The organism is Streptomyces sp. NBC_01306 (genome assembly GCF_026340465.1).
Lineage (GTDB): Bacteria > Actinomycetota > Actinomycetes > Streptomycetales > Streptomycetaceae > Streptomyces.
This window is the reverse complement of record NZ_JAPEPC010000001.1, coordinates 132907-158510: the sequence shown is the minus strand read 5'-3', so window position 1 is coordinate 158510 and position 25604 is coordinate 132907. Positions and strand designations below refer to the sequence as shown.

Genomic DNA, 25604 nt, shown 5'->3' with positions numbered 1-25604 from the left:
ATTGCCGGGAAGACACGGGGCGGAATCAGCCGGGCTCCGGCTCCTATCCGCCTCCGGCGCCCGTCAACAGCTGACTTGGCCGAATTGCAGGCGTATGATCCGCAAGATGCGCATGACGAAATACACGCATTCCTGTGTCCGGATGGAGCAGCCCGGAGGCGGAACTCTGGTGATCGATCCGGGCATCTGGAGCGAGCCACGGGCTCTGCACGGCGCCGACGCGGTCCTGGTGACGCATGAACACGTCGACCACGCGGACATCCTGCGCCTCCGCGGCCTGGGCGTGCCGGTGTACGCACCCAAGGGGGCGGACTTCGGCGGGCGCCTCGACGTCAACGAGGTCTCCCCGGACGAGGAGTTCACCGCGGCGGGCTTCCACATCACGGCGCACGGCGGCCGGCACGCCCGGATCTACGGACAGCTCCCGGACTGCGCCAACCTCGCTTACCTCGTCGACAACAGCGTCTACCACCCCGGCGATTCGCTGCATGTGCCCGACCGGCCCGTCGAGACGCTTCTCGTGCCGCTTCAGGCTTCGTGGATGCGTACGTCGGAGGCCATCGACTTCGTCCGCGCCGTCGCACCGGAGCGCGCGTACGGAATCCACGACGCGCAGATCAACGAACGGGGTCTGCACAGTGTGAACGGCTGGCTGGAGGAGGAGGCGGGCGGCTGCTACAGCTGGCTGGCCCCCGGCGCGCACGCCTGACGTCGCGGACGCCGGGGCGGGAACCGCGTTCGCGCTCCGGCCGACGGCACCCTGTGTATCCCACGGCCCCTGTCTGCAACCGGCCATGGCTGTGACCGGCCCTGTCCGCAACAGGCTTCGGCTGCCAGAGGCTAGGGCTGCAAGAGGTCGGCGAGGACCGTGGCCTGACTGATGTCGGAGCGCTTTGCCGCTGTCAGAAGCGTCAGCTTCCGCTCCTTCGCCAGGTCGCGCAGATGGGACAGCGCCTCGGCGCGCTCGGTCTCCTCCAGCTCGCTCCGGTAACGCCGTCCGAACTCCTCGAACCTGTCGGGGTCATGGGCGTACCACTTGCGCAAGTCCGTCGAGGGCGCGACGGCCTTGCACCATTCGTCCAGGTCCGCCTTCTCCTTCGAGATGCCCCGGGGCCAGATGCCGTCGACCAGCACCCGCGCCCCGTCCCGGGCCGACGGGTCCTCGTACACGCGTCGTACTTGCACCTTCGGTCGGGCTGTCATGGCCGCCGCCTCCTGCCTGCCGGTATCCGGGGCCGCATCCGGGGGAACGGAAGGCGCCCGGCCCTAGCTTCCCTGCTGCCCGCCGTCGCCGAACCGCTTCTCGAACTTGGCGACTTGCCCTTCCGAGTCGACCACCCGGGCCTTACCCGTGTAGAAGGGGTGGCTCTCCGCGGAGATCTCGACATCGATCACCGGGTAGGTCTGCCCGTCGTCCCAGGCGATGGTCTCGTCGCTCCCTGCCGTGGAGCTGGTGAGAAACGCATATCCGGCGGAACGGTCGCGGAAGACGACCGGCCCGTATGAAGGGTGCTTGTCCTCTTTCATCTGCTGCTCCTTGCCGGTGATTCGCGGGGACCTGCTCGGCCCGGCCGCCGTGAGCGCCGGGCGGTGGCGGCCTCAGGATCTGTGCGGGTGTACTTCCAGCGGAGCCACATGCGCCTGATGGCCTCCGGATGCCAGCATGCGCACTTCGCCGCCCTGGTTGATCTCCGCGCGCACGATGCCCGTTCCGTCGGCGTAGACCGGGGCACCGCTCGCGCCCGTCATCGTGGTGCGCCGGACGAGGACGGTGTCGCTGCCTTCGCCCGTCGTCTCGAAGACGAGTTCGTAGCTGTCCGGAAAATCAGGTGTGTTCATGGTTGGCTCACGCTTCCCGGTTGAGCTGCGCTTTTCCGAGTACGCCCCAGCACGTGCACCGGCGCACGCCGACCGGCCCCGTACCCGGACCACGATGCCGGGTTTCGCCCGGACGCGCATGCCGAGCCACGACGAGCACCCGAGCAGTACGGAGAGTGAGTGGATCGAATGCCGTACATACGGTGCGTGACCGTCTGGGATGCGACAGGAAGCGGTACCTGGTTCGCTGATGGGACCCCTTCCAGAACACCAGGAGCTGTGATGAGCGGTGTGGGCGAGAGCGGCAAGCGGATCCAGCAGATGCGCGCCAAGGCGCAGGACCTGAAGCAGGCGGCCGAGCGGACCACCGACCCGGAGGAGCGGCGCCGGCTGAAGGACAAGGCGAGCAGGCTGGACCGGCAGAGCGAGCAGGAGAGCGGCATGGCGGCCGGGGACATCTATCCGTCCGAGTGACGGCCTCATCCGGACGCGTCAGAACGGCGGGCGGGGCCTGAGCGGGAGCTGCCGGCCGGGCACGCAGGTGACGGACCCTCACCCCGCCGGCCGGTAGGGGCGGAAGAACGCCCGCAGCTCCTCCGCGTAGAGCTCGGGCTCCTCGAACGGCGCGAAGTGCCCGCCGCGCTCGGGTTCGGTCACGCGCACGGCATTCGCCGTGCGATCGAGCCACGCCCGCGGCGGGCGGACGACATCGCCCCGGAAGAGCGAGAAGCCGGACGGCACCTCGACCCGGCGGGCGTGCTGCGCGGGCGGGATCGCTGCGTTCGCGCTGTACATGCGCATTGATGAGCCGATGGTCCCGGTGAGCCAGTAGAGCGTGACGTTCGTGAGGATCTCGTCCTTGGTGAAGCTCCGCTCGATGTCGCCGTCACAGTCGCTCCAGGCCCGGAGCTTCTCGACGATCCACGCGGCGAGACCGGCCGGTGAGTCGGTGAGCCCGAAAGCGGCGGTCTGGGGCTTCGTCCGGTGCATGGCGGCATAGGCGCCCTCTACCGCGCCCCAGGCCGCGGTGCCCTCCAGCCAGGCCCGTTCCTCGGGTGCGAGGTCCGCCGGGTCGCCGGTGAAGACGGGCAGGCCCGCATCGGTGCGGTGGACGGCCACGACCCGGTCGGGGTGGTCGAGCGCGAGGTAGCGGCTGACATGGCTGCCGACGTCCCCGCCCGCCGCGCCGAACCGCTCGTAGCCGAGGGTGCCCATGAGCTCGGCCCACAGACCGGCGACGGCGACAGCGTCGAGGGGTGGGCCGGTGGGACGGTCGGAGTACCCGTAGCCCGGCATGTCGGGCACGATCACATCGAACGCGTCGGCGGGGTCGCCCCCGTGTGCGCCGGGGTCGGTCAGCAGCGGGATGACTTTCGCATAGCGCCAGAACGAGTCCGGCCAGCCGTGGCAGAGGACCAGCGGAAGGACGGGCCCGGCAGGCGCGACGGCCCGGGCGTGTACGAAGTGAATCCCGAGGCCGCCGACCGGGACCCGGAAACGGGGCAGCCGGGCGAGCGCCGCCTCCTGCGCGGGCCAGTCGAACCCGTCCGCCCAGTAGGCCACGAGCTCGCGGAGGTAGCCGAGGTCGGTGCCGAGCGACCACCCGGCGTCCTCGGGCGCATCCGGCCAGCGCGTGGCGCGCAGCCGCGCCCGGAGGTCCTCAAGAGCCGAGGGGGAGGTCCGCCGGGTGAACGGCTCGGGGCGGGGCGCGGCGTCAGGCATGGGGCTCAGCCTATGCGCGTGCTACGGGGAGTTCGAGCGGTATCCCGTGCGAGGCGAGGCGAGGCGAGGGGCCGGGGCGGCCTCGGGCCGGCAGCAGAACAGGTGAGGATTGCCGCCTCCCCCCGTCGATGCAGCGAGGGGCCCCGGCAGCCGGCAGTGCGGCAGCAGCCCCCTGTCACTCCCGCTTGAGGCGGTTCGTGCCGATGTCCGCCAGGGCCGCGATCAGCGCGGCGACCACGAACGCGACCGACACGATGAGGCCGTGGTCGTACGCGGTCGGCCAGCCGTCGGCCACCTGGGCGAAGAACACAGAGCCCACTGCGGCGATACCGACCGCCGAGCCCACCCGCTGGCCGGTCTGGAGTGTGCCGCCCGCGCTGCCACCCACCGCCACCGGAACCTCCGACAGTGTCAAGGTCTGGTTGGGGGCGATGACCAGGCCGCTCCCAAGGCCTGCCAGCAGCAGTGGCGCCGCCATGGCCCAGCCCGCTCCGTGGCCCGGCACCATGTGTACCGCCAGGGCTGTGCCGCCAAGGCCGACCGCCACCATGGCCAGCCCGATGGCGATGAGCGGCCTGCCGAAACGGCCCACCAGCCGGCCCCCCACGGCGGCCGTGGCTCCCGAGCCGAGCGCGAAGGGGGTGATGGCCAGCCCGGCGAGCAGTGCGCTGTAGTGCAGCCCGCTCTGCAGATAGAGCGTGCTGATGAAGAAGATGGAGGTGAAACCGGCGAAGTACAGCAGGATCAGCAGACACCCCAGCCAGTACGAACGCACACGGAAGAGCTCCATGTTCAGTACGGGCTGGATGCCACGCCGGGAGCAGCGGGACTCCCACCACGTGAAACCGCCGAGCAGCAGCAGCGCGGCCGGCAGCAGCAGCCACTTCTGCTCGCCGTGCCACTGCTGGGCCTGAACGAAGGGCAGGAGCAGCGCCAGCACACCGGCGCCGAGCAGAAACACACCGAGGGGGTCGAGGTCGCGCAGTCGCACATGGCCGGCGGTCGGGGTGTCGGGCAGGAGCCGTCGGGCCAGCGGGAGGCAGATGGCGCCCAGCGGAAGGTTCACGTAGAAGACCCACCGCCAGCCCTCCTCCGGACCGGCCGCCTGGATCAGCAGGCCGCCCAACAGCGGTCCCACGGCTGTGGAGATGCCCACCACGGTGCCGAACATCCCGAAGGCCCTGCCGCGTTCGCGGCCGGAGAACATCTGCTGGATCAGTGCGGAGATCTGCGGCGAGATCAGACCGCCCGCCACGCCCTGCATCAGCCGTGCGATCACCAGCCACGTACTTGACTGGGCCGCGCCACAGGCCGCCGACGCGAGGGTGAAGACAGCTAGGCCCACCATGAACACCGCGCGGCGGCCTCTCGCGTCACCCAGTCGTCCCGCCGGGATGAGGAACAGACCGAAAGCGAGCGCGTACCCGGACAGGACCCATTGCAGATCGGATTCCGGGGTGTGCAGTCCTTCGCGGATCGAGGGCAGCGCGACGTTGACGATGGATACGTCCAGGAGCGTCATGAAGCCGGCGATCAGGCACACACCGAGCGCTGTCCAACGCCGCGGGTCCGGGGCTCCGGATCTGTCGCCCCGACCGGGATCCGCATCGCTCACGGGCTGTGAAGCCACAGAAGTTCCTTTGCACCGTCGGCCTCACGGCCGGGGTCGCTCAGCCGCCGCCGGACTGCAGGTTGGGGGCGTCCGGATGGGAGGACTTCTGAGGCTTGATGGATGTGTCGGACTTTTCGTCCCCTGTGCCGGCCGGCCTGTCCGCCGGTCCGCCGGAGGGTTCGTCCGAGCCCGTGTCGCGGGACCCCTTCGCCCCGCGCTCTTCTTGCGGCTCTTCCTGGACCCCTGCACCTTTTCTCTCCGACATGAGAACCCACTTCCTTGCTGCCATCGCACATCCGCGGTTGTCCGCGAGTGCTGGGCCGGCTGCTGACCCGGAGAGTCGCCCCCGGGCCGAGAAGCGCGGAGGGAACCCCGTCACACCATCCTTCACCCTTGTGCACCGGCGTCGCATCCGGAGCACGTCGGGGAGCTACCGGCGGCGGCAGAGACAGAAGGGGTGCCCGGCCGGATCGGCGTAGACCCGGAAACCGCGCTCGCCGTCCGCGTCATCCAGATCCAGGGGGGTGGCGCCCAGCGCGAGCACTTGCTCCTGGGCCTGTTCGATATCGTCGACGTCGAAATCCAGGTGTGCCTGCTGGGAGTTGGCACCGGCCTGCGGCCAGTCGGGCGGGCGGTATCCGGGAGCCCGCTGGAAAGCGAGCCGTACACCACCGGGGGCATACAGGTCGTACCAGTTTTCCGCGTACTGCTCGACCTTCCCGCCGAGCACATCCGCGTAGAAGCGGGCCAGCGACTCCGGCTCGGAGCAGTCCAGAGCCACCAGACTGTACGTGGCGACAGGCATCGCGTCCTCCTGAATATCGACATCTGTACGAAGAACGAGTTCCCGCTACGTTTAACGTAAACCTTCAGCCAACAGCCCGCTGCGGCGGAAGAGCGGTAAGGGCAGCGGCCCGCACGGCGGAAAGGCCGACCGGGAACAGCGGGCGTCTGTACACACCTGCATGAGGCGCCGGAGAAGACGGCCCGATCAAGGAGTGAAAAGTGCAGATCGGCTACAAACTCGCAGCGGAGTCCTTCGGCCCCAAGGAACTTGTACGGCAGGCCGTGCTCGCGGAGCAGGCAGGTTTCGACTTCGTGGAGATGAGCGACCACTACCACCCCTGGCTGGATGTGCAGGGCCACTCACCGTTCGCCTGGACGGTGCTCGGGACGATCGCCGCCACGACCGAACACATCGGTCTGGCAACCGGAGTGACCTGCCCGACGGTCCGCTACCACCCGGCGGTCGTCGCCCAGGCGGCGGCGACCCTCGCCCTGGTGTCCGACGGCCGTTTCACGCTCGGTGTGGGCTCGGGGGAGCGGCTCAACGAGCACGTCACGGGAGAGGGCTTCCCCAACTCCGTGTCCGAGCGGCACGCACGGCTGCGGGAGGCGCTGGAGATCATCAGGCTGCTGTGGAGCGGCGGCTACCGCTCGTACGACGGCCGGCACCTGAAACTGGACGACGCCCGCGTCTTCGACCTCCCGCCGGAGCTCCCGGACATCGTGGTGGCCGCCGGCGGCCCCGCTGCGGCCCGGATCGCCGCCGAACTCGGTGACGGGCTCTTCGCCACTGAGCCGAAGGGCGAGACGGTGGAGGCATACCGCAGCGCGGGGGGCGACGGTCCGCGGTACGCCGAGGTGCCAATGGCCTGGGCCCGCAACCCGCACATCGGCGCCAAGGCTGCCCTGGAGACCTCGCGTTGGGCGGTGACCGGGTGGAAGGTGATGAGCGAACTGCCCAACCCGGCGAACTTCGAGGCCGCCACCGCCACCGTGCGTGAAGAGGACATCCTGTCCACGTTCGCCTGCGGCACCGACCCCGGGCGGTTCCTGGAGAAGGCACAGCCCTTCGTGGACGCGGGCTTCGAACGGCTGGTGACACAGAACGCCGGGCCGGACCCGGACGGGTTCATGGACTTCTACCGGAGTGAACTGGATCAGCAGCTGCGCGCCCTGAGGCCCACCACCGGTTCCTGAGGCACCCGTTGGGGGCTGAGCCGTCTCTCTCAGCCGCTCAGGTGAGGGGGGCGAGCCGGAACGCCCCGTCACCGGGCCCGCCGGACGGGCGGGCCCGGTGAAAGGGCGAATTCCGGTCAGGGCAGGGGCATCCGCGGTCACTTCGGCAGCAGTTCCTGCTCGATCTGCTCCAGGCTCTTGCCCTTGGTTTCGGGGATGCAGCGGAGGGCGAACAGGGTCAGCAGCGCGCACACCACCGCGTACAAGGTGAACGTGCCCGCCCCGCCGAAGGTGTTGAGCAGGGTGAGGAAGGTGAGGGAGACGAGGAAGTTCATCGCCCAGTTCGAGAACATCGTGGCGCTCATCGCCGTCCCGCGGATGCGCAGCGGGTAGAGCTCGGAGGGGATGATGAAGACCACCACGTTGAGCGTCGTGGCGACGGCGGCGACGAACACGACCACGAACAGCACCGCGAGCCAGGCAACCGATGAGCCCCGGCCGCCGGCCGCGAGGGTGACCGCCAGACCGGCCAGCGCGAGGGTCATGACGGCGGCGCCGGAGGCCAGCAGCTTCTTGCGGCCGAAGCGGTCCACGGCGAACATGCCGACCGGCGTCATCAGGAGGTTGACCACACCGACACCCACGGTCGCGAGGATGGACGAGGAGGAGCCGAGTCCACTGCTCTCGAAGATCTTCGGGGCGTAGTAGATGACGGTGTTGACGCCGGAAGCCTGTCCGAGGATCTGGAGGCCCACACCGGCGATGATCACCGGCCGCACCGAGCGGTCGGTCAGCGCCCGCCACCGGCCCTTACGGGGTGTGCGGGCCTCTGTCCTGCCCGCACCGGCCATCGCCTCGGCCAGTTCGGCTTCCACCCCGGCCGGGTCGCCCGGCCCCCGCAGGCGGGTGAGGACGGACCGGGCGCGGTCGGTGTGGCCGCGCAGGGCCAGCCAGCGCGGGGACTCGGGCATCGACAGCATGCCCACGCCGAAGAGCACAGCAGGCACGGCGGCGAGGCCGAACATCCAGCGCCAGCTGTCGGTGACGTTCTCCAGCGAGTAGTTGGCGGCGTACGCAAGGACGATGCCCAGCGTGATCATCAACTGGTTGAGACCCACCAGCCGTCCCCGGTAAAGGGGCGGGGCGGCCTCGGCGATGAAGACCGGCACCAGGTTCGAGGCCACGCCGATGCCCAGCCCGAGCACGACCCGCGCCGCTGTGAGCATCGCCGCCGAGGGGGCGAAGGCCGCCATCGCGGCGCCGACCGTGAATATGGCCGCGGCTGCCACCAGGACGGGGCGGCGGCCGTAGCGGTCGGAGAGGTTGCCCGCCACCGCCGCGCCGATCATGGCGCCCACCAGGATCGAGCTGACCACGACACCGGAGCTGAACGAGGAGAGGTGGAAGTCCGACTCGATCGTGAGCAGTGCTCCCGAGATGACCCCGGTGTCGTAGCCGAACAGCAGTCCGCCGAGAGCGGCGACCAGGGCGACGCCGATCACCGGCCGAAGACTGCCGCTGATCCCTTGCGTCACAGTGGTGTCGGGTGACGCCATGGCGCTTGTCCTTTCGAGACCTGGAGACACGGACGGCCGGGTGGGGCGCCATGCGACCGGGACGTTCACAAACAGACGTTCACAAACATCGCCGACCGCGTAGAGGGCGCAGCACTACCGCGACTGTCCAAATTGGATGGGACCAATCTGGCACTCGGCTTGGTCATATGCAAGATCCGGCGTAATAATTGCCTTATTGGTTGGTACCTATTGTGGGTGCCCTTGGGATGTGGGAGTGGTGCGCGTGGCCAGACAGGCCAAACACGAAGAGCTCCGGCTGGCTCTGCTGACCGAATTCACCGGGGCCCCGCCGCACACCCCGCTCCCGACCGAGCGGGAGATCTCCGCCCGCCACGGTGTCTCACGCAACACCGTCCGGCAGGCCATGGACGCCCTGGAGGCCGCCGGGAACGTCTACCGCGTGCAGGGCGCCGGCACCTTCGTGTCACCCGCCGTGGTCTCCAAGTCGCTCACCCTCACCTCCTTCTCCGAGGACATGCGCGAACGGGGCCTCGAACCCGGCACCCGGCTGCTGGCCGCCGAGACGGTACGGGCCGGACGGCACATCGCCGAGCGGCTCGACACCACACCCGACATGGAGGTGGTCCGGGTCTCCCGGCTCCGTCTCGCGGACGGCTCGCCCATGTGCCTGGAGACCGTCCACCTCCCGGCGCACCGGGTGCCCGGGCTCCTCGAAGCGGACCTGACCGGCTCGCTCTACACCCTGCTGAGCGAGCGCTATCAGCTCGACATCCGCTCGGCCCAGCAGATCGTGCGCGCCGCTGACCTGGACGACACCGAATCGGCGCTCCTGGGTGTGCCGCTGGGCAGTGCCGGGCTACGGGTCCAGCGCGTCGGCCTGGACCACCGCGAGACCCCTGTCGAGGCGACCACGACGACCTACCGGGCGGATCTCTACGACATCCGCTTCACCGTACGCAGGACACAGTCATGACTCCTCCGCACCGGCCCGCCGCGGCCACATCCGTAGCCCGTTGCCTCCTCGGTGTCGATGTCGGCGGAACGAAGACCGCCGCCGGTCTCGTCTCGGCCGACGGCGCTCTGCTGACCTCCGTCGTACGGCCGACCCCCGCGGCCCAGGGGCCGGCCGCGGTGCTCGACGCCATCGCGGCGGCGGTCCGGGAACTCCCCGGCCATCACCTCGCCGAAGGTCTTGGCATCGGCACCGGAGGTGTCATCGACCGTGACAGCGGAGTCGTCATCTCCGCCAACGACCTGCTTCCGGGATGGGCGGGCACCCGCCTGAGCGAGGAGCTGACCGCCCGGCTCGCACTGCCCGTGGCCGCCGACAACGACGCCAATGTCTTCGCCCTGGCCGAGCAGACCTACGGCGCCGGCGCGGGCTGCCGGTCCGCGCTGTACGTCAGTGTGGGCACCGGCATCGGCGGCGGACTGGTCACCGGCGGCCGATTGCTGCGCGGGGCCCACTCGACGGCCGGTGAGTTCGGCCATATCGCGGTGCCCGAGGCGACCGGGCTGGGCTGCAACTGCGGCCGTACGGGACATCTCGAAGCCGTCGCCTCCGGCCCGGCCATGACCGCACGCTTCCGTGAGCTGACCGGACATGACGACGGCCGGGGCCTCCGGCAGGTCGCAGCCCTGGCCGGGAAGGACTCCGGTTCCGCCGGCGACACGGCCCGCGCGGTCCTCGCCGAGGGGGCCGGGGCGCTGGGGCGCGCGCTGGCAGGCCTGGTCAACACCATGGACCCGGAGCGGGTCGTGATCGGTGGCGGCGTGGCCTCGATCGGAGACGCGTACTGGCGACCGCTGACCGAGGCGTTCGTGGCGGAGCTCCTGCCCGGTCCCTCCGGGCTGTGCCCCGTCCCGGCGAAGCTGGGCCCCCGTGCCGCCGTGGTCGGCGCGGCGGCCCTCCTCCTGGAGGACCGCGACGCCGCCGGCCGGCCGCTCCCGGCCACGTCCTGACGGCACCCCCACGGCATAGCCCGGGGAAACCGGCAGTAGCCACCAGAGCCCAGTAGCCAGAACCCAGAGAACCCAGAGCACCCGCATCACCCGCACCAGCCGCACCAGCCGCACCAAAGGACCAAGGAACGACGTATGACCAAGTCCGTCCCCTCCGACAGCGGGACCAGGCCCAGCCGGACCACGATGTCCGCCGAGCACGCCCGCCAACTGCTCGACGCGCTGCGCGGACGACTGATCGTCTCCTGCCAGGCACCCCCAGGAGACCCGCTGCGTGCCCCCGAGCACATGGCGGCGGCCGCTGCGTCCGTCGCCGCCGGTGCGCCCGTCGCCGCGATCCGCGTGCAGGGTGTGGAGGACATCCGCGCGGTACGCGCCGTCGTCACACTGCCCCTCATCGGCTTGTGGAAGGACGGCGCTGAGGGCGTGTACATCACGCCGACCGCGGCGCACGCGCGAGCCGTCGCCGAGGCAGGGGCCGAGATCGTAGCGATCGACGCCACCGGCCGCCCCCGGCCGGACGGCCGCCCCCTGCGCGACACCGTCGACGCGGTGCACCGGCTCGGCCGGCTGGTGATGGCTGACGTGTCCACCGCCGAGGAGGGTGTGGCAGCCGCCGCGCTCGGCGTGGATCTGATCTCCACGACTCTCTCCGGTTACACCCCTTACAGCCGGCAGCGGTCAGGTCCCGACCTGGCGCTGATCGCCGAACTGGCGGACCGTGTCGACGTGCCGGTCCTCGCCGAGGGACGTCTGCACACCCCGGAAGAAGCGCGTGAGGCCATGGACTCGGGGGCCTGGGCCGTCGTCGTCGGCGGAGCGATCACCGCACCCGCCGCCATCGCGAGCCGGTTCGCGGCCGCGCTGCCGCAAGCACAGTGAGGCAGTTCTGACGCAGTTCTGAGGTAGCTCCGGGGGAGTTCTGCGGTGGATTCCCCTGGCTGGGAGAAGCGGCCCTCCGGATGACCGGCTGGTCCGGTCCCGCCCGCCGGCTCGCGCTCGGTACGTAAGCTGGCAGGCATGCGGATGCGACCCACGCTGACCTGGGAGCCGACTGTCGGACTGCCCCCGGCCACGACCGACCTGAGCGCGGTGGCCGAGGCCGTGCGCGGGGGCAAGGTCGCCGTGCTGAGCGGAGCGGGGCTGTCCACCGAGTCGGGCATCCCGGACTACCGCGGGGAGCACGGCTCTCTGCAGCGGCACACCCCCATGACGTACCAGGAGTTCACCGGCGACGAGCAGGCGCGGCAGCGCTACTGGGCCCGCAGTCAGCTGGGGTGGCGGGCCATGACCCGGGCCCACCCCAACACCGGTCACGGAGCTGTGACCGCCCTGGCCGGAGCGGGTCTCGTCACCGGGGTGATCACCCAGAACGTCGACGGGTTGCAGCAGTCCGCCGGATTGCGGGACGTGATCGAGCTCCACGGGAGCCTGAGCAGGGTGGTCTGCCTCGGTTGCCGGCGCGTCAGCACCCGCCCGGAGCTCGACCGGCAACTGCGGGAGGCCAACCCGCAGTTCGAGGCGGCCGCCGAGCGCCACCGGGCCGCACGGGTCAATCCGGACGGCGACGTGGACCTCCCCGAGGAAGCGGTCCGCGAGTTCCGGGTGGTGGCGTGTACGGCCTGCGGCACCGGCGTGCTCAAGCCGGACGTCGTCTTCTTCGGCGAGAACGTTCCGCCGGAGCGGGTGGAGGTGTGCCGGCGCCTTGTCGATGAGGCCGCCGCCCTTCTGGTGCTCGGATCCTCCCTCACGGTGATGTCGGGGCTGCGTTTTGTGCGCCGGGCGGCACAGACCGGTACGCCGGTCCTGATCATCAACAGGGGGCCGACCCGCGGCGACCGATGGGCGGCCCACCGTGTGGATCTGCCACTCGGCCAAGCACTGACCGCCCTCGTGGCACTGGCGTGTCCCTGATCCCGGCACGCGGTGCGCTTGGCGGGGATATGTCGTGAATCCGTAACGGAGCCGAGCACGGCGCAACGGGCTGGCCATCCCCCTCATCTGGGTAGTCAGCAAGGCGCACCGAGCGCCTTCGCGAAGGGGTGGGTCTCACCAGGTGAGGAGATCCACGGGAGGGAAAGTCCATGACCAGGACGGAGAAGACCGGGATGAAGTCGCGGGGCGGCCGTGTGGCCGTGATCAGTGCACTGGGTCTGGCATCAGTGGCGCTGGCCGCCGCGCCGGCGTTCGCCAAGGGCAGTGTGGACATCACGGCGCCGCACACGGCACACGTCGGCAAGACCATCACCATCAAGGCGCACGGTGGCGACGACAGCGCCGGCTATCTGCATCAGCTGTGCCTGGAGGAGAAGGGCTTCGGCGAGGGGTGGCACCAGGAGAACTGCAGCGCTGCGGTCAAGGGCGATGCGCAGGTCACTGCACACGGCACGTCCGCGCGCCGCGGCAACCTGGAATTCCGTGCGGTGCTCTACGGCCTGACCAGCAAGCACGACCACCATGCCGTGCGTCTGCACGCTTCTGACGTGGTGACGGTGCGCGTTCGCTGATTCCGGCAACGCGGCCACGGATGCACCGGTGCCCCCGACCGTGCTGTCGGGGGCACTGACCGGTTCGCGGGGGACGGCGGGTGCCGGTGCGGGGGGTGCCGGTGCGGGGGGTGCGGTGGCGGGGAATGAGGACGAGGGCTGGGACGGGTTCACTCATGAACCTGTTCCAGCCCTCGCCTGGACCTGAGTCCTGCCGTCCCCTTTTGGGGGTTGGCCGTCCCACGGACTCAGGTGGTCGTGGGGTGTGGGGGTTCCGCTTGGTCAGTAGGCGGAGTTGACGTTGTCCATCGAGCCGTATTTGTCGGCGGCGTAGTTGGCTGCGGCGACGATGTTGGCGACGGGGTCGGTGAGGCTGTTCTTGGTGCCCTTGACGTGGTAGGTGTCGAAGGTGGGCTGGATGACCTGGAGGAGTCCCTTGGAGGGGATGCCGTTCTGGGCGTTGACGTCCCAGTTGTTCTGGGCGTGGGGGTTGCCGCTGGACTCGCGCATGATGTTGCGGTGCAGGCCTTCGTAGCTGCCGGGTATGTGCTTGGCCTTCATGATGGCCAGTGATTCCTTGATCCAGCCGTCGAGGTTGTTGCTGTACTTCGTGCTGTGGACGATCGCGGTGACGGCGTCGGCGTGCTTGGCCGTCGGGGCCTTCTTCGCCGCGGCGTGGTGGGCGGCCTGCTTGGCGTGGGCGGCCTTGGCTGCGTGGTCGGCCTGCTTGGTGATCTGGGCGGCGGTGACGGCGGTGGCCGTGGCGGGTGTGGTGGGGGTGTGCTCGGCGGCGTGGGCGTGCGGGGCCAGGGTCAGGGCGCAGGCGGCGGCTGCTGCGGTGGCGATGGTGGTGATGGTGGTCTTGCGGAGGTTCAGGGTGTGGCGGGTGGTGGCAGTCATGGGTGTACCTCTCCATTCGGGGACGTCGTTTGGGGAGGCCGACTGGGGGGTCGGCGACACGGGTGGGCCGGTGGGGGCCGTGGTGCGTGTCGTGGGGCCGGTGTCTGGATGGCGGGCGGTGTGTTCGCCCGGTCCGGCGCTCGGCTCCCCGGTACGTCCAACACCTTGCGAGACCGCCCTGGGCGTTGGCAATTGTGTGACCTACTACCCCAGATAGCGACAAACCGGACAGGGGTGGGGTGGGGCCCGCAATGAGCGGGAAAGGTCCGCCGTGCATCTACTAGGTGTCGTCCTGTGTGACGCGGGCCCTATGCCCGGGCTCACACATCACCGGTCCCGACACCCCGAATTACCACTCCGTGTCACCACCCGTACACAGCAAAACCCACCCACTTGAGGTTCACGCCAACACCCGTGGGTGGGTCCAAGACGGCACACTCGGCGCGCCGCGGGCCACAGACTTGCGAGGGCTGCGAGGGCTGCGAGGGCTGCGAGGGCTGCGAGGGCTGCGCGGCGGCCGGTGGGCCAGTCAGCGCAGGATCGTCAACGGGATCCTGTACCGACAGCGCACCGGGGGAGGGGATACCTGCACGTCCCGGTGCGGCGGTGCTTACGGTTTGTGGGTGACCCAGAGGCTTTCTGCCGGCCAGTGGTGTGCCCAGTCGGGCGGGTCGGTTTGGTTGTAGCCGTTGGCTGTTCCGGGTTCGGGCCGGGGCTCGATGAGGTCGTCGATGACGAGACCTGCGCCGCGCAGGACCCTGATCCAGTCGCCGTAGGTGAGCTGATAGCTGACCGCGTCCTGGTCTTCGGCGATGGTGTCCAGCCCGAAGTAGTCCTGGTTCAGCGTCGTGGTTACGCGGCTGGCGGCTTCGTCGTAGCAGGCTTCGAACCATGGGCTGGCGACGTTGAACACCAGGCGCCCACCGCGGCGCAGGATGCGTGCGGCCTGCGGGACGGCCAGGTGCGGCGGCGCCCAGCTGAGCCCGCCGTAGTCACAGAACACCAGGTCGAAGCTGTCGGCGGCGAACGGGAGGTGTTCGGCGGCCCCTTGCACCAGCGGGTAGCGGGCCGCTCCCATCGCGCCGGCTGCCGCGGCGAGTTGGGCTTCGGACAGGTCGAGCCCGACCACGGTGGCGCCCTCAGCGGCGAGCGCCCTGGACCACTGGCCGGCGCCGCAGCCCAGTTCGAGGACGCGCTTGCCGGTGACGTCGCCCAGGGCGCGCAGGTGCGCGTCGGGGATGGCGTATGTGCCCCACAGCCGGGGCGTTGCGCCGATCTGCGGGTCGTGCTTGTGCTGGTAGGCGCTGCTGAGCTGGTTCCAGAACCGCCTGTTGGCAGAAATGCTGTCCACGCGCCGACTCAAGCACTGCCTGCCGGGGGCGGTCAACACGATTGGGCTGCGGCTGTGCTGCGCCCGTGACGGTGCACCGGTTCACGCCCGGAACACGATCCCGTTGATCACCTTGCGATGATCGCTCCAACGTCCGCCGCGCTGTCCCGAAGCCTGCACGTGCGGCTTCAGCCGGACCCGCTCGGCATTCGTCAGATCACCCCGCCCCATGCGAGTGCCCAGTTGGCATGTGGGAACCGGTGTCGATGAACCTGTTCGAGACGCGCGGGCGAAGTCACCTCATCCGGCGGCTGGTGACTGCCGTGCACATCACCAGGGCACTACGCCGGCGTCCTCGAAGAACTTGCCGGTCGGGCCGCCGTCGGGCAGGGGCGCGAGTTTGGTGGCGATCGCCGCGCCCTGTTCGGGGGTACGCACACCGCGGAAGCCGTTGAGGTCGGTCGCGACGTAGCCGGGGCAGCCGGCGTTGGTCAGGATGTTCGTGCCGTTCAGCTCCCGGGCGTACTGGAGGGTGACAGCGTTCAGAAACGTCTTCGACGGCGTGTACGCCACGGCCACCGGACCCGTCGTCTGCTCGGCAGCGGTTCCCGACTGCCGGGTGAGGGAGCCGGCACTGCTGGGCATGTTCACGATCCGTGGTGAGGCAGAGCGGCGCAGCAGCGGCATCATCGCGTTGGTGACGCGGATGATCCCGGCACGTGAGGGGTGTGACGGATCATCGTTCGGGGTGTGTCCTGTCATCAGGCGTGGCGTGGGCGGGAGGTGTGACGATCGCAGGCATGACCATGACTGAGCGGGACCCTCAGGACAGCGCCGACGGTGACAAGGCCCAGGACGACACCAGCGGCAGCCAGGACGCCGTGGACGCGGACCGTGGGTTCGTCGCGCGCCTGGAGCCGGGCGTGGTGCGGGACGACGCGGGCCGGGTGGTCTGGGACGCGGACGCGTACGGCTTCCTGGACGGCGAATGCCCGCCCTCCGCGCACCCGTCGCTGTGGCGGCAGAGCAGGCTCGTGGCGCGGCAGGGCTTGTACGAGGTCGTGCCCGGCATTTATCAGGTGCGCGGCCTGGACCTGTCGAACATCACCTTCGTCGAGGGCGGACGCGGCGTCATCGTCATCGACCCGCTGATCAGCGCGGAGGTCGCGGCCGCTGCCCTCGCGCTGTACCGCGAACACCGGGGCGAGCGGCCCGTGACCGCCGTGCTCTACACGCACTCGCATGTCGACCACTTCGGTGGTGTACGTGGCGTTACCGACCCCGGCGACGTGGCTGCGGGGCGCGTGCAGATCATCGCGCCGTCCGGGTTCATGGAGCACGCCGCCAGCGAGAACGTCTTCACCGGTACCGCGATGGCCCGCCGCGCGGGGTATATGTACGGCGCTTCCCTGCCCAAGGGACCGGCCGGGCAGATCGGCTGTGGCCTCGGCCAGACGACATCGACCGGCACAGTCGGCCTGATCGCTCCGACGCTCGACATCACCCACACGGGACAGACCGAGACGGTCGACGGCGTCCGGATGGTCTTCCAGCTCACGCCCGGTACCGAGGCCCCGGCCGAGATGAACTTCCACTTCCCCGACCTGCGGGTCCTGTGTGTGGCCGAGAACGCCTGCCACACCCTGCACAACGTCCTGACCCTGCGCGGTGCACTCGTACGGGACCCCAGTGCCTGGGCCCGCTATCTGACGCAGACGCTCCGGCTCTTCGCCGATTCCACCGACGTCGTCTTCGCCTCCCACCACTGGCCCACCTGGGGCCGGGAGCGCGCCGTGCGGTTCCTGGAGGAGCAGCGCGACGCGTACGCGTATCTGCACGATCAGTCCGTTCGCCTGATCAACGCCGGGTACACGGGCGCGGAGATCGCCGAGGAGCTGCGCTTCCCGCCAGGTCTCGACCGGGCCTGGCACGCGCGCGGCTACTACGGCTCGCTGAGCCACAACGCGAAGGCGGTCTACCAGCGGTACATGGGGTGGTTCGACGGCAACCCGGCCCACTTGTGGCAGCATCCGCCCGTCGAAGCGGCGCTGCGGTACGTGGAGTTCATGGGCGGCGCGGACACCGTGGTCGCCAAAGCCAGGACGTCGTACGAGGCGGGGGATCTGCGGTGGGTGGCAGAGGTGCTGAGCCATGTGCTGTTCGCCGAGCCGGACCACTCCGAAGCCCGTGCGCTACAGGCCGAGACGTTCGAGCGGCTCGGCCAGGGGGCCGAGTGCGGGCCGTGGCGCAACTTCTACCTCATGGGAGCGGCCGAGCTGCGCGACGGCATTCTGGGCACCCCCACCCGCAGCGCACCGGACATCCTGGCCGCGCTCACCGCCGAGCAGGTCTTCCAGTCCATGGCCGTACGGATCAACGGACCGCGCGCCGCCGAGGCCGGACGGCTGCTGCTGCGCTGGGAGTTCACCGACACCGGTGAGACCTGGTCGCTACTGGTCTCCAACGGAGCGCTCACCTCGATGCCGGGGGACGCCCCGCGCGGCGAAGAGCCCCTGGCCACCCTCCGCCTGGCCCGCACCACCCTCAACGCGATCCTCGGCGGCGTCTCGACCTTCGCCGACGAGATGGCGGGCGGCAGCGTGGCCATCGACGGTGACGTCCAGGCGTTGATCACTTTCGCCGGTCTGCTGGACCGGCCGGACCCGGACTTCGCCATCGTCACGCCGTAGCGCCCAGTGCCAGGGCGGCCAGGGCGAGCGCGGCGTCCCGCGGCGCGCCCAGGTCGAGGCCGGTCAGCTCCATGATCCGGGTGAGGCGGTTGTCCACGGAGTTGGGATGCAGGTTGAGGAGGCGGGCCGTGACCCGGCGGTCCTGACGCTGTGCCAGGTGGGTCCGGAGCGTCTCGACGAGCTCGGGCCGGCCGGCGAGCGGCGCCAGCAGAGCGGCGATGCGATCACTGCCCTCATTGGGCCGTGAGAGGTGGTACTCCAGGAGTACGTCGTCGAGCAGATGCAGCCCGGGCGGCCGGCCGCAGGCCTGGGCGATACGGACGACTTCGCCGACCATGTGAGCGGCACGCGGGATGTCGCCCGCCTCGGTCACCGCGCACGCGCCCAGCCGGGTGTCCGGTCCCGCGATCTCGCGCAGCAGTTCGGGGAGTTGGTCCGGGACCGCGGTGCACCCGGGGGCGATGGCGTGTCCGCCGGCGCCGTCGAGCAGGGTGAGCGCCTCGGTGCCGAAAGCGCGGTCCAGCGCGGCCTGAATGCGCCGCACCAGCCGCCGTACGGTGACGGGTGAACGCCCGCCGGGTCCCCCGGACCCGCCGCTCAGTTGCATGAACACCACAAGGGCGGGCCCGTCCGCGAGGGAACGCTCCGGGTGTGCGGTGCCGTCCAGCAGTGCCTGCGCCAACGACCGGCGCCGCTCCCGCTGTTCGGCGGCCAGCGCGGACTGCTCGTCGAGATAGCTCTCGGTGACCGCGCCCACCACCCGGTCCTGGACGGCGAACAGGGCGTCGCCCAGCTCGACCAGCGCGCCCTCCTCTCCGGGTTCTGACAGTTTCCGCAACTCCCGCCACAGCTCACGGGTGCCCATGCAGTACGTCCGCAGCAACAGCTGCAGCGGCATTCCCTCCTCGGCCCGCTGGGCCGCCCGTGTCTGGAAGGTCTCCAGCCCGTCGTCCGACGGGCGCGGGCCACGGACCGCGCTGCGCAGGAAGAGCCGCATGGCGTGGCGTGCCGTCGCGGCGATCTCCACGTCCTTCACATCGGCAGGCAGTTCGGCGTAGCCGCCCAGGTTCTCGAAGGCCCCGCGGGCCATACGACGGGCCAGTTCGTTCACCTGCGGTTCGCACCGCGCGGCCAGCTTCCGTGCCCCTGCGGACAGACCGGGCACAGACCCCTCCGGCTCCTCTACGTACGTCACGGTCGGCCACCTCACCTCGCTCCACCCCGCACCACTGTGATCCGTCACAGTAGCCAGCCGCCATCACTGTGACGCAAGCGGATGGAGTGGCGCCCTGTCCCACCCGCAGGATCGACACCGTCCGCAGGCACCCGCGGCCCCTCACCCAGGAACCGGTTCTTCATGACGCAGCACAGGCAGGCAGAATGAATCAGCGTTCACGGACTGAGCGTTCATGGGCATGGCGTTCACGGACTCCGGGTTCACAAGCTGAGCAGCGCCGCCGCGGCATGACCGGTTGGCGGACCACCTGGGCGCTGCTGGCGTTCATGCTGGTCAACTTCGCGGACAAGACCGTGATGGGCCTGGCAGCCCGGCCGATCATGGACGATCTCGGTCTGACGCGGGAGCAGTTCGGCACGGCTTCGGCCGCCTTCTTCGCGCTGTTCAGCCTCTCGGCGCTCGCGGTGTCGTACTTGACGCGCACAGTGCGTACGACGGTTCTGCTGCTCGCCACGGCCCTGCTGTGGTCGGCCGCGCAACTGCCGCTGCTGTGGCAGGGGGCCGGTTTCGGCGTCCTCCTGGTCACCCGCGTTCTGCTCGGCGCCGCCGAAGGGCCCGCCGCTCCCGTCGCCACGCACCACCTGCACGGCTGGTTCGACCAGCGTGAGCGCACCCTGCCCACCGCAGTGCTGCTGACCGGCGCCGCAGCCGGCGTCGCGGTGGCCGCGCCCACCCTGACGTTCGTCATCGACCGCTTCGGCTGGCGCTGGGCGTTCGGCGCGGTCGGTGTGGCCGGACTGGCATGGGCCGGCTACTGGGCCCTGCGCGGCGCCGAAGGACCGTATGCCCCGGAAACCTCCGCGGACCGTGTCATCGGCCAGGACACCGTGCCGTACCGCCGCATCCTGCTGTCCGGGACCTGGCTCACCGCCGCACTCGGGTCGTTCGCCGCGTACTGGATGCTGAGCACCAACCTGACCTGGATGCCGGACTATCTGGAAGCGGTCTGCGGACTGAGTCTGCACCGGGCAGGGACCCTGGTGACCGTCGCCGCCCTCGCGAACGGCGTCGTCCTGGTCGCCCACGGCCTCCTGGCCCGCCGCCGCACGACGCCGCCGCGCGGATCGGGCGCAGGCGTGGCGATGTGCCTCGCGGCCGGCGCCATCACCCTGTTCGCGATCACCGACACCACCTGGGTCAAGGTGCTGCTCATGCTCGGCCCGATGGCGCTGGCCAACGTCATCATGACCGTCGCGCAGACCGCCTGCGCACGCATCACACCCCCGTCCCAGCGCGGCGCGGTCCTCGGCGCGCTTGCCTTCGTCTACGCCCTGGCGGGAGTGCTGTCGCCCTGGATCGTCGGCCACGTCGTCGACAGCGCGGTATCGGTCACCGCCGGATACCGCACCGCCTTCCTGCTCACCGCGGCACTGGTCGGGCTCACCGGCCTGCTGGCCGCGGTATGGCTGCGCCCTGAGCGGGACGCACAAAGGGTGTCGGAAAAGCCGGCAACTGGTCAGCAACCGGTCCCCAAAACAATGGGCCGGCACGGCAATTGATCGGCACCGCGATCGATCGGCGTCAGTTCTCAGAACCCTGGTGGGAGCTGACCGGACATGCCACTCGCTGTAAGATGGCAAGCCAGCACTTGACCTGCAAAAGCGCAGGCAGGGAGCCTAGAACCAGGAGTGCCCCGATGATGCGCACCATGTTCAAATCCAAGATTCACCGTGCCACCGTGACCCAGGCCGACCTGCACTATGTCGGGTCCGTCACCATTGACGCCGCACTGATGGAAGCCGCCGACCTGCTGCCCGGCGAGCTCGTGCACATCGTCGACATCGACAACGGCGCCCGGCTGGAGACCTATGTCATCGAGGGCGAGCGCGGCTCGGGCGTCATCGGTATCAACGGCGCCGCCGCCCACCTCGTGCACCCCGGCGACCTGGTGATCCTCATCAGCTACGCCCAGGTCGACGACGCCGAGGCGCGTACCCTCCGGCCGAGCGTCGTGCACGTCGACGCGGACAACCGGATCGTCGCCCTCGGCGCCGACGCGTCCGCGCCCGTACCGGGTACCGACCAGGTGCGTCCTCCGCACGCCCGGTCACTGGCCGCCGGGGCCTGACGCACCGGGCGCCGGGGGCTGACGGCACGGGAACGCATCCTGCCGGATGGCCCCCGACCTGCTCCGGCCGCGGCGCGGGGGCGTCGTTACCATCGCGGACATGCTCACGCTCCTGCACACCTCGCCCGTTCATGTCCCGGTCTTCGAAGAGCTGCGGGACCGGCACCTCCCGGGGCTTCCGATGCGCCACCTGGTGCACGAGAACCTGCTGGCCGGTGCACGCGAGTCGGGTCCCGAATCGGTGGACGGCGAGGTGCGGCGGGTACTGGCCGGAGCCGCGGCCTCGGGCGCCGGCGCCGTTCTCTGCACCTGCTCCACCATCGGCGGGGTAGCCGAGGCGGCCTCCGCCGCGACCGGGGTGCCGGTCCTGCGCGTGGACCGGCCGATGGCTGCCTCCGCAGTGGCCATCGGGCCGCGGATCGCCGTCGTCGCCACGGTGGAGAGCACGCTGGCACCGACCACCGCGCTGCTCCACGAGGCGAACCCGGACGCCGATGTCTTCCCCCTGTTGGCGGAAGGCGCCTGGGAGCGGTTCGAGGCGGGGGACCGCGACGGACATCTGGACATGGTGGCGCGCACCGCCGACGCCGTGCAGGGCGTCGACGTGATCGTGCTGGCCCAGGTCTCCATGGCGGACGCGGCCGCCCGTACGAGCACTGCGGTGCCGGTGCTGTCGAGCCCGCTTCCCGGGCTGCGGGCGGCGGCCGGACTGGTTTGACCCGGCGCGCGTGGGCAGGCGGAGCGGGAGACATTGGTCAGGACACGCAGCCGTACTGTGGGAGGTCCACCGTGACGCATCCGTATCCCCGCCCTGCCCCGCCGAATCCGGGCGGTCCGGATCCTGTGCCGCCCTCGCCGACCCCGCCGCCGGGCCCCGGTCCGGCCCCGGAGCCGCCGCCGCTGCCCGATCCGCTGCCCGACCCCGTACCGCCGTCGCCCGGCCCCGAGCCGACACCGTCGCCCGGACCTGGCCCCGGTCCCGGCCCGGACCCGACGCCGGAGCCGCAGCCCGGCCCGGTGTCACACCGCTGACCGGGCAGCCGGTCGGACCGCAGCGCGTCGTAGCAGGCGGGCACCGCTGAGGAGGCCGGCACGGGGACACCTGGCGCACGGCGGCAACAACCACCGCGCGCCAGGGTGTCCTGAGCCCGCCGGTCTGCGGCGAACTTCTCGTCGACAGCAGTCGACAGCAGTCGACAGCAGGGGCCGCGGCGACTGCTTCCGTTCGCGTATGCCCTTCCGTGTCACGGGCCGGTGCGGTGAGCTGCTGGTGGATCAGCTTTCGATTTCGGTTTTGTCCGCGCCCCAGAGGGTGTGGAATACGCCGTCGCGGTCGGTACGGCGGTAGGTGTGGGCGCCGAAGTAGTCGCGTTGGCCCTGGGTGAGGGCTGCGGGGAGGCGTTCGGCGCGCAGGGAGTCGTAGTAGGCGAGGGCGGCGGTGAAGCCGGGGGTGGGTACGCCCTGGATGACCGCGGTGGCGGCGACGGCGCGCCAGTCGTCCTGTGCGGCGGCGATCTCGTCGGCGAAGCCCTTGTCGGCGAGAAGACTCGGTAGCTTGGGCTGGGCTTCGTAGGCGCCGGTGATCCGGTCGAGGAAGGCGGCGCGGATGATGCAGCCGCCGCGCCAGATCGCGGCGATCCTGCCGAGGTCGATGTCCCAGTCGTACTTCCGGCTGCCTGCGGAGAGTTCGTGGAAGCCCTGGGTGTAGGAGACGATCTTCGAGGCGTACAGGGCCTGTTCGACCTTGTCGGCGAAGGCCGCGGCTTCGTCCTCGCTCAGGGGCCGGGCGGTGGGACCCGCGAGATGCCGGGAGGCTTCGCGCAGGTCGGCGTGGCCGGAGACCGAGCGGGCGAAGACCGCTTCCGCGATACCGGAGACGGGCACGCCGAGGTCGAGGGCGATCTGGACGGTCCACCGGCCGGTGCCCTTCTGCTCCGCCTGGTCGAGCACGACGTCCACGAAGGGCTTGCCGGTCGCCGCGTCGACGTGCGAGAGCACCTCTGCGGTGATCTCGATCAGATAGGAGTCCAGGCGCCCGGTGTTCCAGGTGCGGAAGATGTCCGCGATCTGCGCCGGGGAGTAGCCGGCCACGTCCCGCAGTAGTTGGTAGGCCTCGCCGATGAGCTGCATGTCGGCGTACTCGATACCGTTATGAGTCATTTTGACGAAATGGCCGGCGCCGTCAGGGCCGATATGAGTGACGCACGGAGCCCCGTCCTTGGCCTTCGCCGAGATCTTCTCCAGCATCGGCCCGAGCGACTCGTACGACTCGGCGGAGCCGCCCGGCATGATGCTCGGTCCGTTGAGTGCGCCCTCCTCGCCGCCCGAGATCCCGGTGCCGACGAAGTGGATGCCCCGCTCGCGCAGCTCCTTCTCGCGGCGCCTGGTGTCCTCGAAGTGCGCGTTGCCGCCGTCGATGATGACGTCGCCCTTCTCCAGCAGCGGGGCGAACTCCTGGATCACGGCATCGGTCGGGTCACCCGCCTTCACCATGATCACCAGCCGGCGCGGGCGCTCCAGAGCATCGACGAACGCCTCCGGGCTCTCCGCGGGCACGAAGGCGCCCTCCTCGCCGAACTCCTCCACCAGCTCGTGCGTCCTGGCCGCCGTGCGGTTGTGCAGCGCGACGGTGAATCCGTTGCGTGCGAAGTTACGGGCGAGATTGCGGCCCATCACCGCGAGTCCCGTGACGCCGATCTGGGCTGTTCCACTCATTGGCCGTGCTCCTCGGAATCGTGGGGGGATGCCACGCCTGGGCGTATACCCGGACCGTACGTCCGGCAGCCCGATCCCGTCGGGATCTGTGGGCCGGGCGGCGTACTGGTCAGCGCGGCCGTTCCGGGGATACGCCTGCCCCACTCCACGGGGGCCATCACACCGTTCACGCGGCCTTCCGCCCCCGGCCGCGGGTGGAGCGGACGATGTCCGCATACCGGTGCCCGCTGCTCTTGACGGTGCGCCGCTGCGTCGCGTAGTCGACGTGCACCAGGCCGAACCGCTTGTCGTAGCCGTACGCCCACTCGAAGTTGTCCAGCAGCGACCAGGCGAAGTAACCGGCCAGCGGGGCACCCCTGCGGGCGGCGCGGGCGCAGGCGGCCAGGTGCTCGTCGAGGTACTGGACCCGCTCCGGGTCGTCGACCGAGCCGTCGGCGCGGACCACGTCGGGGTAGGCGGCGCCGTTCTCGGTGACGTAGATCTTCCGCGCCCCGTACTCGTTCGCCACCCGCAGCAGGATGTTCTCCAGACCGTCGGCGTTGACCTCCCAGTCCATCGCCGTGCGGCGGGCGCCGGGCAGATAGACCTGCTTGGCGTGCGGCGGCGGACCCGTCGGGTCGTCGGTGACGACATTGCGGAAGTAGTAGTTCACGCCGAGCCAGTCGAGCGGGGTGGCGATCGTGTCGAGGTCGCCGGCACGGACCGGGAGGCGGACACCGTACAGATCGACCATGTCCTGCGGGTAGCCGCGCCCGTGGATCGGGTCGAGCCACCAGCGGTTGGTGTGTCCGTCGGCGCGGACGGCCGCAGCCCGGTCCTCCTCGCGTTCGGTGGCCGCCTCGCAGGGGCTGAGGTTGTTGACGATGCCGACGCGGGCCCCGGGGACAGCTGCCCGTACCGCCTGCGTGGCCAGCCCGTGGCCCAGGTGGAGGTGGTACGAGGCACGGACGGCGGCGGTGATGTCCGTGAGGCCGGGTGCCATCCGGCCCTCCAGATGGCCGATCCACGACGAGCAGAGCGGCTCGTTCAGCGTCGTCCAGTCCTTCACGCGGTCGCCGAGCCGCCGGGCCACCACGGCCGCGTACTCGGCGAAGTGCTCGGCCGTCTCGCGGGCCGGCCAGCCGCCGCGGTCCTGCAGGGTCTGCGGAAGGTCCCAGTGGTACAGGGTCGGGAAGGGGGTGATGCCGGCTTCGAGCAGGCCGTCGACCAGCCGGTCGTAGAAGGCGAGCCCCTTCTCGTTGACCGGTCCGTCGCCGCCGGGCACGACCCGCGGCCAGGCGACGGAGAACCGGTACGCGTCCACGCCGAGCTGCTTCATCAGCCCGATGTCCTCGCGCCAGCGGTGGTAATGGTCGCAGGCCACATCGCCGTTGTCGGCGTTGTCGATCTTTCCGGGAAGGTGCGAGAACGTGTCCCAGATGGAAGGCGAACGGCCGTCCTCGGCCACGGCACCCTCGATCTGATATGCCGCCGTGGCCACTCCCCAGGTGAAGTCCGCGGGAAGGGAGTTGTACTCGTTCACGGGCTGCCTTTCTGCTGCACGGTACTTGTATATGCTGCTGTG

24 protein-coding genes and 2 pseudogenes are annotated in these 25604 nt (G+C 70.3%); 12 read left to right on the top strand and 14 right to left on the bottom strand.

Going from position 1 to position 25604, the window contains the following annotated elements:
- Positions 1 to 106: 106 nt before the first annotated feature.
- Positions 107 to 709 (top strand): MBL fold metallo-hydrolase, encoded by a 603-nt coding sequence (locus tag OG385_RS00680; protein WP_266850807.1) that lies wholly within the window; start codon positions 107 to 109, stop codon positions 707 to 709.
- A gap of 131 nt (positions 710 to 840) precedes the next feature.
- Here OG385_RS00680 and OG385_RS00675 read toward each other — a convergent pair whose 3' ends face one another.
- The 3 genes from OG385_RS00675 to OG385_RS00665 all read right to left on the bottom strand — a co-directional run bounded on the left by OG385_RS00675 (position 841) and on the right by OG385_RS00665 (position 1839).
- A complete protein-coding gene (locus tag OG385_RS00675) occupies positions 841 to 1203 on the bottom strand; it encodes a DUF488 domain-containing protein (protein ID WP_266850805.1) in 363 nt (120 codons plus the stop codon).
- A gap of 63 nt (positions 1204 to 1266) precedes the next feature.
- Complete coding sequence (locus OG385_RS00670; protein WP_266850803.1) at positions 1267 to 1527, bottom strand: type B 50S ribosomal protein L31; 261 nt, start codon at positions 1525 to 1527, stop codon at positions 1267 to 1269.
- Between the two features lie 72 nt (positions 1528 to 1599).
- On the bottom strand, positions 1600 to 1839 hold the full coding sequence (locus OG385_RS00665) for a DUF6296 family protein (RefSeq protein ID WP_266850802.1): 240 nt from the start codon (positions 1837 to 1839) through the stop codon (positions 1600 to 1602).
- 261 nt (positions 1840 to 2100) lie between these two features.
- On the opposite strand from OG385_RS00665, the gene OG385_RS00660 reads away from it, so the two are divergent.
- Positions 2101 to 2292: a DUF6381 family protein gene (locus OG385_RS00660; RefSeq protein ID WP_266850800.1), complete on the top strand. Its 192-nt coding sequence runs from the start codon at positions 2101 to 2103 to the stop codon at positions 2290 to 2292.
- A 78-nt stretch (positions 2293 to 2370) separates the two neighbouring features.
- Here the strand turns inward: OG385_RS00660 and OG385_RS00655 are convergent, their stop codons facing one another.
- The 3 genes from OG385_RS00655 to OG385_RS00645 all read right to left on the bottom strand — a co-directional run bounded on the left by OG385_RS00655 (position 2371) and on the right by OG385_RS00645 (position 5957).
- Positions 2371 to 3540: an epoxide hydrolase family protein gene (locus OG385_RS00655; RefSeq protein ID WP_266850798.1), complete on the bottom strand. Its 1170-nt coding sequence runs from the start codon at positions 3538 to 3540 to the stop codon at positions 2371 to 2373.
- 175 nt (positions 3541 to 3715) lie between these two features.
- Positions 3716 to 5170, bottom strand: coding sequence for an MFS transporter (locus OG385_RS00650; protein ID WP_266850796.1), 1455 nt, complete (start codon positions 5168 to 5170; stop codon positions 3716 to 3718).
- A gap of 412 nt (positions 5171 to 5582) precedes the next feature.
- The gene (locus tag OG385_RS00645; RefSeq protein WP_266850794.1) at positions 5583 to 5957 is read right to left on the bottom strand and encodes a VOC family protein; all 375 of its coding nucleotides are present in this window, start codon (positions 5955 to 5957) and stop codon (positions 5583 to 5585) included.
- Positions 5958 to 6157: 200 nt separating this feature from the next.
- On the opposite strand from OG385_RS00645, the gene OG385_RS00640 reads away from it, so the two are divergent.
- Positions 6158 to 7135, top strand: a complete 978-nt coding sequence (locus OG385_RS00640; protein ID WP_266850792.1) for a TIGR03557 family F420-dependent LLM class oxidoreductase — start codon at positions 6158 to 6160, stop codon at positions 7133 to 7135.
- 137 nt (positions 7136 to 7272) lie between these two features.
- On the opposite strand, the gene OG385_RS00635 is transcribed toward OG385_RS00640, so the two are convergent.
- Positions 7273 to 8670: a sugar porter family MFS transporter gene (locus OG385_RS00635; RefSeq protein ID WP_266850790.1), complete on the bottom strand. Its 1398-nt coding sequence runs from the start codon at positions 8668 to 8670 to the stop codon at positions 7273 to 7275.
- A 244-nt stretch (positions 8671 to 8914) separates the two neighbouring features.
- On the opposite strand from OG385_RS00635, the gene OG385_RS00630 reads away from it, so the two are divergent.
- From OG385_RS00630 to OG385_RS00610, 5 genes are all read left to right on the top strand, one after another.
- Complete coding sequence (locus OG385_RS00630; protein WP_266850788.1) at positions 8915 to 9625, top strand: GntR family transcriptional regulator; 711 nt, start codon at positions 8915 to 8917, stop codon at positions 9623 to 9625.
- On the top strand, positions 9622 to 10614 hold the full coding sequence (locus OG385_RS00625) for an ROK family protein (RefSeq protein ID WP_266850786.1): 993 nt from the start codon (positions 9622 to 9624) through the stop codon (positions 10612 to 10614). Before OG385_RS00630 ends, OG385_RS00625 begins: the two co-directional genes overlap by 4 nt.
- 186 nt (positions 10615 to 10800) lie before the next feature.
- Complete coding sequence (locus OG385_RS00620) at positions 10801 to 11496, top strand: N-acetylmannosamine-6-phosphate 2-epimerase (RefSeq protein ID WP_266860533.1); 696 nt, start codon at positions 10801 to 10803, stop codon at positions 11494 to 11496.
- Between the two features lie 138 nt (positions 11497 to 11634).
- Positions 11635 to 12528 (top strand): NAD-dependent protein deacetylase, encoded by an 894-nt coding sequence (locus OG385_RS00615; protein WP_266850784.1) that lies wholly within the window; start codon positions 11635 to 11637, stop codon positions 12526 to 12528.
- Positions 12529 to 12698: 170 nt separating this feature from the next.
- Positions 12699 to 13121, top strand: a complete 423-nt coding sequence (locus OG385_RS00610) for a hypothetical protein (protein ID WP_266850782.1) — start codon at positions 12699 to 12701, stop codon at positions 13119 to 13121.
- Positions 13122 to 13382: 261 nt separating this feature from the next.
- Here the strand turns inward: OG385_RS00610 and OG385_RS00605 are convergent, their stop codons facing one another.
- From OG385_RS00605 to OG385_RS00590, 4 genes and pseudogenes are all read right to left on the bottom strand, one after another.
- A complete protein-coding gene (locus OG385_RS00605) occupies positions 13383 to 14000 on the bottom strand; it encodes a transglycosylase SLT domain-containing protein (RefSeq protein ID WP_266850780.1) in 618 nt (205 codons plus the stop codon).
- 610 nt (positions 14001 to 14610) lie between these two features.
- Positions 14611 to 15351: a class I SAM-dependent methyltransferase gene (locus tag OG385_RS00600; protein ID WP_266850778.1), complete on the bottom strand. Its 741-nt coding sequence runs from the start codon at positions 15349 to 15351 to the stop codon at positions 14611 to 14613.
- An 84-nt stretch (positions 15352 to 15435) separates the two neighbouring features.
- Positions 15436 to 15561, bottom strand: a pseudogene (locus OG385_RS00595) (IS5/IS1182 family transposase); the annotation flags it as partial.
- 99 nt (positions 15562 to 15660) lie between these two features.
- Positions 15661 to 16044, bottom strand: a pseudogene (locus OG385_RS00590) (SDR family NAD(P)-dependent oxidoreductase); the annotation flags it as partial.
- Positions 16045 to 16136: 92 nt separating this feature from the next.
- On the opposite strand from OG385_RS00590, the gene OG385_RS00585 reads away from it, so the two are divergent.
- Positions 16137 to 18020: an alkyl/aryl-sulfatase gene (locus OG385_RS00585; RefSeq protein ID WP_266860531.1), complete on the top strand. Its 1884-nt coding sequence runs from the start codon at positions 16137 to 16139 to the stop codon at positions 18018 to 18020.
- Here the strand turns inward: OG385_RS00585 and OG385_RS00580 are convergent.
- Positions 18010 to 19215, bottom strand: a complete 1206-nt coding sequence (locus OG385_RS00580; RefSeq protein WP_266850776.1) for a CdaR family transcriptional regulator — start codon at positions 19213 to 19215, stop codon at positions 18010 to 18012. The two genes, OG385_RS00585 and OG385_RS00580, sit on opposite strands and share 11 nt — an antisense overlap.
- A 269-nt stretch (positions 19216 to 19484) precedes the next feature.
- Here OG385_RS00580 and OG385_RS00575 point away from each other — a divergent pair, with 269 nt between their 5' ends.
- From OG385_RS00575 to OG385_RS00565, 3 genes are all read left to right on the top strand, one after another.
- Positions 19485 to 20756: an MFS transporter gene (locus tag OG385_RS00575; protein ID WP_266850774.1), complete on the top strand. Its 1272-nt coding sequence runs from the start codon at positions 19485 to 19487 to the stop codon at positions 20754 to 20756.
- A gap of 137 nt (positions 20757 to 20893) precedes the next feature.
- Complete coding sequence (panD, locus tag OG385_RS00570; RefSeq protein ID WP_266850773.1) at positions 20894 to 21325, top strand: aspartate 1-decarboxylase; 432 nt, start codon at positions 20894 to 20896, stop codon at positions 21323 to 21325.
- Positions 21326 to 21425: 100 nt separating this feature from the next.
- On the top strand, positions 21426 to 22043 hold the full coding sequence (locus OG385_RS00565) for an aspartate/glutamate racemase family protein (protein WP_266850771.1): 618 nt from the start codon (positions 21426 to 21428) through the stop codon (positions 22041 to 22043).
- 557 nt (positions 22044 to 22600) lie between these two features.
- On the opposite strand, the gene gndA is transcribed toward OG385_RS00565, so the two are convergent.
- Both gndA and OG385_RS00555 read right to left on the bottom strand, forming a co-directional pair.
- Positions 22601 to 24040 (bottom strand): NADP-dependent phosphogluconate dehydrogenase, encoded by a 1440-nt coding sequence (gene gndA, locus OG385_RS00560; protein WP_266850769.1) that lies wholly within the window; start codon positions 24038 to 24040, stop codon positions 22601 to 22603.
- Between the two features lie 166 nt (positions 24041 to 24206).
- A complete protein-coding gene (locus tag OG385_RS00555) occupies positions 24207 to 25562 on the bottom strand; it encodes a GH1 family beta-glucosidase (RefSeq protein WP_266850767.1) in 1356 nt (451 codons plus the stop codon).
- Positions 25563 to 25604: the final 42 nt, after the last annotated feature.

What these genes read in the sequence shown, in the direction of transcription:
- gndA (WP_266850769.1), bottom strand. Translation starts at nt 24,040, where the DNA reads ATGAGTGGAACAGCCCAGATCGGCGTCACGGGACTCGCGGTGATGGGC.
- OG385_RS00645 (WP_266850794.1), bottom strand. Translation starts at nt 5,957, where the DNA reads ATGCCTGTCGCCACGTACAGTCTGGTGGCTCTGGACTGCTCCGAGCCG.
- OG385_RS00620 (WP_266860533.1), top strand. Translation starts at nt 10,801, where the DNA reads ATGTCCGCCGAGCACGCCCGCCAACTGCTCGACGCGCTGCGCGGACGA.
- OG385_RS00670 (WP_266850803.1), bottom strand. Translation starts at nt 1,527, where the DNA reads ATGAAAGAGGACAAGCACCCTTCATACGGGCCGGTCGTCTTCCGCGAC.
- OG385_RS00680 (WP_266850807.1), top strand. Translation starts at nt 107, where the DNA reads ATGCGCATGACGAAATACACGCATTCCTGTGTCCGGATGGAGCAGCCC.
- OG385_RS00615 (WP_266850784.1), top strand. Translation starts at nt 11,635, where the DNA reads ATGCGGATGCGACCCACGCTGACCTGGGAGCCGACTGTCGGACTGCCC.
- OG385_RS00565 (WP_266850771.1), top strand. Translation starts at nt 21,426, where the DNA reads ATGCTCACGCTCCTGCACACCTCGCCCGTTCATGTCCCGGTCTTCGAA.
- OG385_RS00675 (WP_266850805.1), bottom strand. Translation starts at nt 1,203, where the DNA reads ATGACAGCCCGACCGAAGGTGCAAGTACGACGCGTGTACGAGGACCCG.
- OG385_RS00660 (WP_266850800.1), top strand. Translation starts at nt 2,101, where the DNA reads ATGAGCGGTGTGGGCGAGAGCGGCAAGCGGATCCAGCAGATGCGCGCC.
- OG385_RS00655 (WP_266850798.1), bottom strand. Translation starts at nt 3,540, where the DNA reads ATGCCTGACGCCGCGCCCCGCCCCGAGCCGTTCACCCGGCGGACCTCC.
- OG385_RS00610 (WP_266850782.1), top strand. Translation starts at nt 12,699, where the DNA reads ATGACCAGGACGGAGAAGACCGGGATGAAGTCGCGGGGCGGCCGTGTG.
- OG385_RS00635 (WP_266850790.1), bottom strand. Translation starts at nt 8,670, where the DNA reads ATGGCGTCACCCGACACCACTGTGACGCAAGGGATCAGCGGCAGTCTT.
- OG385_RS00625 (WP_266850786.1), top strand. Translation starts at nt 9,622, where the DNA reads ATGACTCCTCCGCACCGGCCCGCCGCGGCCACATCCGTAGCCCGTTGC.
- OG385_RS00665 (WP_266850802.1), bottom strand. Translation starts at nt 1,839, where the DNA reads ATGAACACACCTGATTTTCCGGACAGCTACGAACTCGTCTTCGAGACG.
- OG385_RS00575 (WP_266850774.1), top strand. Translation starts at nt 19,485, where the DNA reads ATGACCGGTTGGCGGACCACCTGGGCGCTGCTGGCGTTCATGCTGGTC.
- OG385_RS00585 (WP_266860531.1), top strand. Translation starts at nt 16,137, where the DNA reads ATGACTGAGCGGGACCCTCAGGACAGCGCCGACGGTGACAAGGCCCAG.
- OG385_RS00605 (WP_266850780.1), bottom strand. Translation starts at nt 14,000, where the DNA reads ATGACTGCCACCACCCGCCACACCCTGAACCTCCGCAAGACCACCATC.
- panD (WP_266850773.1), top strand. Translation starts at nt 20,894, where the DNA reads ATGATGCGCACCATGTTCAAATCCAAGATTCACCGTGCCACCGTGACC.